The 11,032-nt window shown below is 51.8% G+C and carries 12 protein-coding genes; 9 read left to right on the top strand and 3 right to left on the bottom strand.

Going from position 1 to position 11,032, the window contains the following annotated elements:
* The first annotated feature begins 365 nt into the window (after window positions 1–365).
* From rpmH to mnmE, 5 genes are all read left to right on the top strand, one after another.
* The gene (rpmH, locus tag KQJ18_RS17645; protein ID WP_003023858.1) at window positions 366–506 is read left to right on the top strand and encodes a 50S ribosomal protein L34; all 141 of its coding nucleotides are present in this window, start codon (window positions 366–368) and stop codon (window positions 504–506) included.
* A gap of 17 nt (window positions 507–523) precedes the next feature.
* Window positions 524–883, top strand: coding sequence for a ribonuclease P protein component (rnpA, locus tag KQJ18_RS17650; protein WP_003844432.1), 360 nt, complete (start codon window positions 524–526; stop codon window positions 881–883).
* Entirely contained in the window at window positions 847–1,104 is a 258-nt protein-coding gene (gene yidD / locus KQJ18_RS17655) for a membrane protein insertion efficiency factor YidD (RefSeq protein WP_003023846.1), read from the top strand. Before rnpA ends, yidD begins: the two co-directional genes overlap by 37 nt.
* A gap of 2 nt (window positions 1,105–1,106) precedes the next feature.
* Entirely contained in the window at window positions 1,107–2,753 is a 1,647-nt protein-coding gene (gene yidC, locus KQJ18_RS17660) for a membrane protein insertase YidC (protein ID WP_006687746.1), read from the top strand.
* 105 nt (window positions 2,754–2,858) lie between these two features.
* Window positions 2,859–4,223 (top strand): tRNA uridine-5-carboxymethylaminomethyl(34) synthesis GTPase MnmE, encoded by a 1,365-nt coding sequence (mnmE, locus tag KQJ18_RS17665; RefSeq protein ID WP_216422392.1) that lies wholly within the window; start codon window positions 2,859–2,861, stop codon window positions 4,221–4,223.
* 68 nt (window positions 4,224–4,291) lie between these two features.
* On the opposite strand, the gene KQJ18_RS24700 is transcribed toward mnmE, so the two are convergent.
* On the bottom strand, window positions 4,292–5,059 hold the full coding sequence (locus KQJ18_RS24700) for a hypothetical protein (RefSeq protein WP_253297515.1): 768 nt from the start codon (window positions 5,057–5,059) through the stop codon (window positions 4,292–4,294).
* Window positions 5,046–7,097, bottom strand: coding sequence for a lipase family protein (locus KQJ18_RS17675; RefSeq protein WP_216422393.1), 2,052 nt, complete (start codon window positions 7,095–7,097; stop codon window positions 5,046–5,048). Before KQJ18_RS17675 ends, KQJ18_RS24700 begins: the two co-directional genes overlap by 14 nt.
* Before the next feature lie 184 nt (window positions 7,098–7,281).
* Here KQJ18_RS17675 and KQJ18_RS17680 point away from each other — a divergent pair, with 184 nt between their 5' ends.
* From KQJ18_RS17680 to KQJ18_RS17695, 4 genes are all read left to right on the top strand, one after another.
* Window positions 7,282–8,463, top strand: coding sequence for an MFS transporter (locus tag KQJ18_RS17680; protein WP_216422394.1), 1,182 nt, complete (start codon window positions 7,282–7,284; stop codon window positions 8,461–8,463).
* Entirely contained in the window at window positions 8,432–9,391 is a 960-nt protein-coding gene (gene yidZ, locus KQJ18_RS17685) for an HTH-type transcriptional regulator YidZ (protein ID WP_038635741.1), read from the top strand. The genes KQJ18_RS17680 and yidZ overlap by 32 nt, the downstream gene beginning before the upstream one ends.
* A gap of 166 nt (window positions 9,392–9,557) precedes the next feature.
* The gene (locus KQJ18_RS17690) at window positions 9,558–10,307 is read left to right on the top strand and encodes a 4'-phosphopantetheinyl transferase superfamily protein (RefSeq protein WP_069323648.1); all 750 of its coding nucleotides are present in this window, start codon (window positions 9,558–9,560) and stop codon (window positions 10,305–10,307) included.
* 30 nt (window positions 10,308–10,337) lie between these two features.
* Entirely contained in the window at window positions 10,338–10,904 is a 567-nt protein-coding gene (locus KQJ18_RS17695; RefSeq protein WP_216422396.1) for an NADPH-dependent FMN reductase, read from the top strand.
* Window positions 10,905–10,960: 56 nt separating this feature from the next.
* Here the strand turns inward: KQJ18_RS17695 and KQJ18_RS24705 are convergent.
* Window positions 10,961–11,032, bottom strand: a 72-nt coding sequence (locus tag KQJ18_RS24705) for a hypothetical protein (RefSeq protein WP_253297517.1), incomplete at its 5' end; no start/stop codon positions are given.

Here is an 11,032-nt window from a genome sequence, read left to right on the forward strand (position 1 = left end):
GTGTAAACGATCCTGGAGAAGTGCTGCAGGTTTTAGCGCGCATATTGAAAAAATTAATGAGTAAAGATGCTTTACTGCTTAAACGATCTAATAAAGATCCCGGGCGATCCTTGCGCTTTATCCACCAGCCCGTATAATTCTTACCCCCAGCGAGTAACGGTCGCCTTACGGCGTCAACGCTGCCTGTTTTTCACACAAAACCTTGTGGAAAAAAGCGGGAAATAAGGAAAGAGAATTGACTCCGGAGTGTACAATTATTACAATCCGGCCTCTTTAATCACCCACACTGTGGCGTAAGTCGTTCGAAACTCGTTCGGGTATACGCAAAAGTCAGTGAATTTATTCAAGTTTAGGTAGAAATCGCCATGAAACGCACTTTTCAACCGTCTGTACTGAAGCGCAACCGTTCTCACGGCTTCCGTGCTCGTATGGCTAATAAAAATGGTCGTCAGGTTCTGGCACGTCGTCGTGCTAAAGGCCGTTCTCGTCTGACCGTTTCTAAGTAATAAAAGCTAGCCCCTGAGTGGTTAAGCTCGCATTTCCCAGGGAGTTACGTTTGTTAACTCCCACTCATTTCACATTCGTCTTCCAGCAGCCACAACGGGCTGGCACGCCGCAAATCACCATCCTCGGCCGCCTGAATTCGCTGGGGCATCCCCGTATCGGTCTTACCGTCGCCAAGAAAAATGTTAAACGTGCGCATGAACGCAATCGGATTAAACGTCTGACGCGTGAAAGCTTCCGTTTACGTCAGCACGAACTTCCCGCAATGGATTTCGTGGTGGTGGCGAAAAAAGGGGTTGCTGACCTCGATAACCGTGCTCTCTCGGAAGCGTTGGAAAAATTATGGCGTCGCCATTGTCGCCTGGCTCGCGGGTCCTGATAGCCCTCATTCGGGTCTATCAACGCCTGATCAGTCCGCTGCTTGGGCCGCATTGCCGTTTCACTCCAACCTGTTCGAGCTACGGAATTGAGGCATTGCGCAGGTTTGGAGTGATAAAAGGCAGTTGGTTGACGGTGAAACGCGTATTAAAATGCCACCCTTTACACCCTGGTGGTGACGATCCCGTCCCGCCCGGACCATTTGATACCAGAGAACACTAACGATGGATTCGCAACGCAATCTTTTAGTCATCGCTTTGCTGTTCGTGTCTTTCATGATCTGGCAAGCCTGGGAGCAGGATAAAAACCCGCAACCTCAGGCCCAACAGACCACGCAGACAACGACCACCGCAGCGGGTAGCGCCGCAGACCAGGGCGTACCGGCCAGTGGCCAGGGGAAACTGATTACGGTTAAGACTGACGTGCTTGATCTGACCATCAACACCCGTGGTGGTGATGTGGAACAGGCTTCGCTGCCAGCTTACCCGAAAGAACTTGGTTCTACCGAACCGTTCCAGTTACTGGAAACCACGCCACAGTTCATCTACCAGGCACAGAGTGGCCTGACAGGTCGTGACGGCCCGGATAACCCGGCTAACGGCCCACGTCCGCTGTACAACGTCGAAAAAGACGCATTTGTACTGGCAGACGGTCAGAACGAACTGCAGATCCCGATGACCTATACTGACGCAGCGGGTAACACGTTCACTAAAACGTTTGTCCTCAAGCGTGGTGAATATGCTGTCAACGTTAACTACAGCGTGCAGAACGCCGGCGAGAAACCGCTGGAAATCTCCACCTTTGGTCAGCTGAAGCAATCCATCAATCTGCCATCTCATCGCGACACCGGTAGCAGCAACTTTGCGCTGCACACCTTCCGTGGCGCGGCGTACTCCACGCCGGATGAGAAGTATGAGAAATACAAATTCGACACCATTGCTGAAAACGAAAACCTGAACGTCAACGCTAAAGACGGTTGGGTCGCAATGCTGCAACAGTACTTCGCAACGGCATGGGTTCCGCGTAACGACGGCACCAACAACTTCTACACCGCTAACCTGGGTAACGGCATTGCCGCTATCGGCTATAAATCTCAGCCGGTACTGGTACAGCCAGGCCAGACTGGCGCGATGACCAGCACCCTGTGGGTCGGCCCGGAAATTCAGGACAAAATGGCGGCCGTTGCACCGCACCTGGATCTGACCGTGGATTACGGCTGGTTGTGGTTCATCTCTCAGCCGCTGTTTAAACTGCTGAAGTGGATCCATAGCTTCCTGGGTAACTGGGGCTTCTCCATCATCGTTATCACCTTTATCGTTCGTGGCATCATGTACCCGCTGACCAAAGCGCAGTACACCTCCATGGCGAAGATGCGTATGCTGCAGCCGAAGATTCAGGCTATGCGTGAGCGTCTGGGCGATGACAAACAGCGTCAGAGCCAGGAAATGATGGCCCTGTACAAAGCTGAGAAGGTTAACCCGCTGGGCGGCTGCTTCCCGCTGATCATCCAGATGCCAATCTTCCTGGCGTTGTACTACATGCTGATGGGCTCCATTGAACTGCGTCATGCGCCGTTCGCGCTGTGGATCCATGACCTGTCTGCACAGGACCCGTACTACATCCTGCCGATCCTGATGGGCGTGACGATGTTCTTCATTCAGAAGATGTCTCCGACCACCGTGACCGACCCGATGCAGCAGAAGATCATGACCTTTATGCCGGTCATCTTCACCGTGTTCTTCCTGTGGTTCCCGTCAGGTCTGGTGCTGTACTATATCGTCAGCAACCTGGTAACCATTATTCAGCAGCAGCTGATTTACCGTGGTCTGGAGAAGCGTGGGCTGCATAGTCGCGAGAAGAAAAACTCCTGATTCGGTGTAGGCCGGATTAGGCGAAGCCGCCATCCGGCAAACGGAACATAATGTAAAGGGCGGTCATTAGACCGCCTTTTTTATTGCATCACAAAGAGACATATCATGAGCCATAACGACACCATCGTCGCTCAGGCCACCCCTCCGGGACGTGGTGGCGTGGGTATCCTGCGTATCTCCGGCCTGAAAGCGCGCGAGGTCGCAGAAACCGTGCTGGGCAAACTGCCAAAACCGCGTTATGCCGATTATCTGCCGTTTAAAGACGCGGATGGCAGCGCGCTGGATCAAGGCATTGCCCTGTGGTTTCCCGGCCCAAACTCCTTTACCGGTGAAGACGTTTTAGAGCTGCAGGGTCACGGCGGTCCGGTGATTCTCGATCTGCTGCTCAAACGTATTCTGACCATTTCCGGGCTGCGCATTGCCAGACCCGGTGAATTCTCCGAGCGCGCCTTTCTCAATGATAAGCTCGATTTAGCCCAGGCCGAGGCGATTGCCGACCTGATCGATGCCAGCTCGGAGCAAGCGGCTCGCTCGGCGCTGAACTCGTTGCAGGGCGCCTTTTCCGCACGGGTAAATCATCTTGTGGAAGCGCTCACTCACCTGCGCATCTACGTGGAAGCGGCGATTGATTTCCCGGATGAAGAAATCGACTTCCTGTCTGACGGCAAGATTGAAGCGCAGCTCAATAGCGTTATCAGCGACCTTGATGCCGTACGTGCCGAAGCGCGTCAGGGCAGCCTGCTGCGCGAAGGGATGAAGGTGGTGATTGCTGGTCGCCCGAACGCCGGGAAATCAAGCCTGATGAACGCGCTGGCAGGCCGCGAAGCCGCCATTGTCACCGACATCGCCGGCACCACCCGCGACGTACTGCGTGAGCATATTCATATCGACGGTATGCCGCTGCACATTATCGACACCGCCGGTCTGCGCGATGCCAGCGATGAAGTGGAACGCATTGGGATCGAACGCGCATGGCAGGAAATCGAACAGGCCGATCGCGTACTGTTTATGGTTGATGGCACCACCACCGACGCCGTGGACCCGGCTGACATCTGGCCCGACTTTATTGCCCGTCTGCCTGCCAAACTACCTATTACCGTGGTGCGTAACAAAGCGGATATTACCGGTGAAACACTGGGTCTTAGCGAAGTAAATGGCCACTCACTGGTTCGTCTCTCCGCACGTACCGGTGAAGGCGTTGACGTGCTGCGCAACCATCTCAAGCAGAGCATGGGCTTTGAAACCAATATGGAAGGCGGCTTCCTGGCGCGTCGTCGTCACCTGCAGGCGCTGGCAGAAGCGGCGGAGCATCTCGAGCAGGGCAAAGCCCAACTGCTCGGAGCATGGGCCGGGGAATTGCTGGCAGAGGAGCTACGTCTGGCTCAGCAAAACCTCAGTGAGATTACCGGTGAATTTACCTCCGACGATCTGCTGGGACGGATTTTCTCCAGCTTCTGTATTGGTAAGTAATTCTTCAGAGATTGGCCATTAATGAAAAATCCCGCCAGCACATCCTCTGGCGGGAACTACATAAATCATCATTTCATCGACAGCAATTTTTCATAGCTGGGATAAATATGCGGGATCTTTTCACTACTGCCATCGGGATAAGTTGCCGTAAGTTTGCCTGGAGCATCTGGAGGTGTCAATGTAACAACTTTATCGAAATGAATGACTGGCTCAATAAGGATGTTTTGAGTATTCCTAAGCCGAAAACGCCTTCGCCATTTTTCTGGGCCGGTATTTCCACCAAATAATTTCAATGTTGTTTGATTAAATAAATGGCTAATAAATACTTCAGGGAAATAATCCGTTTTTAAGTCAAGATCTCCACTGACCTCTTTTGCTCTCCCTGTCCCATACCCATCACTGAGGCCATAATCTCCAAAATCAAAGATATAACTGGTCTCAATGACTTCTTTTCCTTTCACCAGTGGAATATTATCCGCAATCCTGAAACTTACTCTCAGTGAATTTAGCTGCCACTGGCACGGCCCGCCACCATCAATGGCAATACTGGTCTGCCACAGCCCCCCCATACCCTGCCGGACGAAAGGCTGCGTAAAACCGTTGTATCCCCGCACAGGATAAGATTCAAAGCTGGAGTTATAGCTTTTATCCAAACACTTTTCAGAGCGGTAAAGAATCTGCATCGGCATTAGAGTGATGCCCTCTGGCATCCGGAATGACACGCTGACACGTCGGGCATTATCAGGAGGGGAAAGTGTCTGATCTGTGTTATCTCCGCAACCGTAAAGTGGTGCGATAGTTAACATAATAACGGTAGTTATCTTAAAATAATTCAACGCTTTCCTCCGTCACCGCCGCGAAACGGGTCAGGGCATTGCGGCCAATTTCATCAGACTCCGTGAGTTGCAGGGCTATCGGCAGTAAATCCTGAAGCATCAGAAATTCACGGTTACGCTGGATCTCATCCGGCTGCCCGTTACTGGATGCACTTTTCTCAACCTCATCGCGAAAGCGCATCCGCATTTCTTTTCTTCTCATCTTCAGCTCCGGATTTGCCAGTTCAAGCAGTTGATTATGGATGTAGGGCAAATAGCGGTGCGCCATCGAATGGTTTTGCGGGTCCGTACCTAAACCGTTCAGCGTTGGATTGGTATTTTTCGGAAAGGTCTTTGTCAGAGCATGCGGTGCGAGGCACTGGATGAACGTTTCCTGATGCTTACCGCTAGATTTCAGACATTCATCATTCAGAGAAGGAACCAGATATAGTTTCACCCCCACAAAATGGCGCGTGTAGATCTGTCCATCAAGTAGAGTTTTGTGGTTCGGGCTGGCAACCCGCATTGAACACTGCTCAGCCAGGAAAAAAACCACCGTTTTACCGTGATGCCAGTAAGGATCTTTTTTATCTACAAGTCCCACAGACTGATACGCCAGATCCCGCACAGCCCCCCCAAGACCGGCAGCCGTCGTCAGTGACCAGTCAAACCCCAACTTATCTCCCAGCAGTCCCCATTTATTATAAAAAGCGTTATCCAAATCAGCATCCGGGGGGATTTGCGTGATTGAGTCATTGTCGTTGACGTGCCGGTAATGGGTAATACTGCCCAGAAAAGATATAGCCGCTCGGGTAAATGTACGCGGCATTCCGTAGGTATACAGTATGGGATGACTGACTTTCATCTCGGCAGCATAAAGTAATGCCAAAGCTCCCCCCAAGCTGTGACCACAAATAAATAGCGTCTTCGTTCCTTGCTCTAAAGCCCGATTAACCGCATTCAAATTATCCTCAAATTTCCTGTTGGCTAGCTCATAAGCCTCCAGAAATCCTCCATGAATATTTCCCGCCCCGGCCAGTTCCGGCAAACAACGTTTTGGTGCAAATGATAAATCAGTTAGCACATTCAACAGGCTATCAGTCCCGCACCATGCAACCAGCACATGCGTGCCACATTCCACCGTAAAGAGCCGGGTGTCCCCCTCCGGTTGATCACTATCTTTCGTGCTCAGATACACTGGTGGGCGATAGCGGTCATGAAAAGGAACATCGACCGCCAGCGTGTGGTACCAGGAAGGAAATTCAGCAAACTGAGGAATGCATGATAGATCCTGACACTTATTCCGGAAGAAATAGTTGATAGTTTTATTATCTTTTTCTGCCGCATAAACCAGGTCAGACATAATGCCGAGATTCAAAGCGTTGGCGAGGTCATAGTCTTTTGTGTCGTGCAATGCCAATACCCATGCCCGAAATGGACAGATTTCAATAACGTGTCTTTTTTCCAACAGCTCACAGGGGATCTCCGTCCCCTTCAAGGAGCGATTCGGTGGGAAATGGAATTCCGGAGGCTCCGGTTCATCCCAGCCTTCAATCAACGGCAGGCGGTCGCATAACTTCCCGATAGTGACATAGTGATACACATGATTAGCCGCTTCTGTTATTTCCTGTACATTCGATCGCCAGCTATTGTCACGGGTGTCCGACCAGAACATATTTCTACTCTCTGGATGGCTATTAGGATTACGCCTAACGCCCAGTGGCCGCTGTGTCATCTCTTCAGCCAGTTGCTGCCCATCCGCCTTAACGTCGACAGTTATCCAGTAAAGATCATCAAACCGAACCAATCCTTGATTGTCGGTAACGCCCGCCGGAGGGTTGGGGGGAGGCGTTGGGCTGTAGCTGTTTTCACTCTGATGCCACACTGATGATGTCAGCGGACGATATTCCAGCCTGACATTAAGTCCGCATACAGGAGTGTTATTCTCATCGACGAACTGCAGTTCAAGCCAGTATTTATGCTGCTCTCCACGACAGTAAACAATTTTTCCTTTCGGGTTTATATTCGTAACACAAGTATTATCACCAATAATTTCCACACCAATACCTTTTACTTTGTGTGGTTATGTTTAATTCATTTTATCTCGCACATTTCTTAATCAATATAAATACATTCCGAATTAATAATGCTTTCCTCACAGGAAAACACTGTTGTCCAAATGGCAACTCGTGCAGTTGACTCTCTGCCCGTATCCTAAGCGCCACATTCCTTATGAGGTCGCTATGACACGCTTTCTAATCTGCAGTTTTGCCCTGGTTCTACTTTATCCCGCCGGTATTGATATGTATCTGGTGGGGCTGCCCCGTATTGCGGCCGATCTACAGGCCAGCGAGGCGCAACTGCATATCGCGTTTTCGGTTTATCTGGCGGGAATGGCGACGGCGATGCTTTTCGCCGGAAAAGTCGCCGACCAGTCAGGACGTAAACCGGTCGCCATAGTCGGCGCCCTCATCTTTATTTTCGCCTCTGCGCTGTGTTCATTTGCCGAGAGCGGTACACCGTTCCTGGTCGGCCGTTTTATTCAGGGCGTGGGCGCAGGCTGCTGCTATGTGGTGGCCTTCGCTATTCTGCGCGATACGCTCGACGATCGCCGCCGGGCAAAAGTGCTGTCGCTGTTGAACGGAATCACCTGTATCGTACCAGTACTGGCTCCGGTGATGGGGCATCTGATTATGCTCAAATACCCGTGGCAAAGCCTGTTCTACACGATGATCGGTATGGGTGTGGTTGTATGCTTGCTGTCGGTATTTATCCTGCGAGAATCACGCCCAGCGACCCTCACGGCGTCTATACCAAAGAACCACGCCAACGAGTCTTTGGTGAACCGTTTTTTCTTAAGCCGTCTGGCCATTACCACTCTCAGCGTGTCGGTGATCCTGACCTTCGTGAATACCTCTCCAGTGTTGCTAATGGAAGTGATGGGCTTCGACCGTGGTGAGTATGCCACGACGATGGCCATGACCGCAGGTATCAGTATGGCGGTCTCTTTCTCGACGCCGTTCGCCCTCAGCGTATTCAAGCCTCGCGTTCTGATGCTGACCTCTCAGGTGCTGTTTCTGTCTGCAGGCGTGGTGTTAACCCTCGCCAGTTCGCATATGGTGACGCTGTTTGGGCTGACCTTAATCTGCGCCGGGTTCTCGGTTGGTTTTGGTGTCGCCATGAGTCAGGCGCTGGGGCCGTTCTCGCTGCGGGCAGGGGTTGCCAGCTCGGCGTTAGGTATTGCGCAGGTTTGTGGCTCATCGTTATGGATTTGGCTGGCAGCGGTCCTCGACCTTGATGCGCTGAATATGCTGATCGGGATTCTGATTGGCTGTAGCATAGTGAGTATCATGCTGATTATCACTGTTGCCCCCAACCGGTCCGCGCCAACTCATGAAGAAATCCCTCAGCAGTCTCGATCTTAATTTATTGCTGTGCCTGCAATTATTGATGCAGGAACGCAGCGTTACCAAAACCGCCAAACGGATGAACGTCACGCCGTCGGCGGTCAGTAAGTCGCTGTCGAAACTGCGGACCTGGTTTGACGACCCGTTGTTTGTAAACACCCCGCTGGGACTTACGCCGACGCCGTTAATGGTCAGCATGGAGCAGAATCTGGCAGAGTGGATGCAGATGAGCAATCAATTGCTGGATAAGCCGCACCATGAGGCTCCGCGCGGGTTGAAGTTTGATCTGGTGGCCGAAACGCCGCTGGTAATGATCATGTTCAACGCCCTCTCCCGGCAGATCTATCAGCGTTATCCCCAGGCGACAATCAAAATACGCAACTGGGACTATGATTCACTGGATGCGATTATTCGCGGCGAGGTGGATATCGGCTTCACCGGTCGCGAAAGCCATCCGCGTTCGCGAGAACTGCTGAGCCTACTGCCGTTGTCGATCGACCATGAAGTGTTGTTTTCCGATCTCCCTTGCGTCTGGCTACGTGAAGATCATCCGGCATTGCAGGAAGAGTGGAGTCTGGACACATTTCTGCGCTATCCCCACATCAGTATTAGCTGGGAGCAAAGCGATACCTGGGCGCTGGACGATGTGCTTCAGGAGATGGGGCGCACACGCAATATCGCGTTATGCCTGCCTGGTTTTGAGCAGTCGCTGTTTATGGCCGCCCAGCCGGATCATGCGCTGATAGCCACCGCGCCGGTCTATTGTCAGCGTTATAACCAACTCCACCAGCTTCCGCTAGTGGCGCGTCCTATGCCATTTGATGCTGCACAGTTAGAGAAAATGCGCGTACCGTTCACTCTCCTTTGGCATAAACGTAACAGCCATAATCCGAAGATCGTCTGGCTGAAAGACACGATCAAGGCGTTGTATCGCGATATGTCCTGACGATCCGCCGCCAGAGTGTTGCTTAAATGACCATTCTGGCAACAGAAATGTAAATGTCGCGTAATGTATTCCATTTCCGTTTATTTTTTAGCCCGTAAAACCTGCCTGAACGCCGTGTAAATGTTACTCTGGTAATAATAACGGACCATTAATCACGGAGCGAAAAATGGCGACACATTTTGCCAGAGGGATTCTTACGGAGGGACACCTGGTTTCAGTTCGTCTCCCTACTCCATGTCACATTGAAGCAAGAAATCTACCCGCTCACCGCCGAACACGTTTCCTGGCCTCCCGAAGCCTTCTCGCAGAACTGATGTTCATGCTTTACGGCACCAGCACGTTGCCTGAGATTGTTACTGAGGCGAAAGGTAAGCCCGTTTTTCGCGATAAAAACCTGCCGGGATTTTCGATTTCTTATGCTGGAAATATCGTTGGCGTTGCGCTGACAACAGAAGGTGTGTGCGGCCTGGATATGGAGCTTCAGCGAGCGACACGGGGTTTTCACAATCCGAATTCAACACAAACCTGGCGCTTCTCCAGTAACGAAAACCTGTGGATCAATAACCAAAACGACCCAAACGAAGCGCGTGCGCAGCTCATTACGTTGCGCCAGAGCGTTCTCAAACTCACCGGCGATGTGTGTAATGACGATCCGCGCGAACTCCAGCTTTTACCCGGCGCAGGACGTCTGAAATGTGCCCATGTTGCGCAGGTGGAAGCCATTTGCGATGCGGAAGATGTGCTGGTGTGGTCGGTTGCGGTTACGCCAACCATTGAAAAACTCAAGGTTTGGGAGTTTGATGGTAAACAGGACTGGAAAAGTTTGCCTGATATCCAGACTCGCGCCAATGAGCCAACGGGTCGTCTGATCCGGTTCTCTCAATTATGCGCAGCGAAAAGCCATACGCTTAACTGATTTAACCTTCATGATGAAACAGGAGTCACCATGTCTGAAACATTGAATGTTGTTACGTTACTGGGAAGTCTGCGCAAAGGTTCGTTTAACGGCATGGTTGCCCGCACGCTGCCTAAAATTGCGCCCGCAGGAATGGAAGTGAGCGCGTTACCGTCGATTGGTGATATCCCGCTGTACGATGCCGACTTCCAGCAGGAAGAAGGCTTCCCGGCCAGCGTAGAAGCGCTGGCAGAGCAAATAAGGAAAGCTGATGGTGTTGTTATTGTGACACCGGAATATAACTATTCTGTTCCTGGCGGACTGAAAAACGCCATCGACTGGCTGTCCCGCCTGCCCGATCAGCCATTATCTGGCAAGCCGGTGCTGATTCAGACCAGCTCAATGGGCGCTATTGGCGGCGCGCGCTGTCAGTACCATCTTCGTCAGATCCTGGTGTTCCTCGACGCCATGGTGATGAACAAGCCGGAATTTATGGGCGGGGTCATTCAGAACAAGGTGGACCCGCAGACGGGTGAAGTAATCGACCAAAGCACGCTGGACCATCTGACCGGTCAACTGACCGCATTTGGCGACTACATTCAGCGCGTGAAAGCGTAAACGAAAAAGCCCGGCGATTTGCCGGGCTTATCTTTCTAAAACCAAATAAACAGCGATCAGTGCGCGTCGATAAACACAATCTTCAGTACAAACAGCAGCGCGACAACGATGACGCACGGGCTGAGATC

It is taken from the genome of Citrobacter sp. S55_ASV_140 (genome assembly GCF_018919505.1).
Taxonomy (GTDB): domain Bacteria; phylum Pseudomonadota; class Gammaproteobacteria; order Enterobacterales; family Enterobacteriaceae; genus Citrobacter; species Citrobacter werkmanii.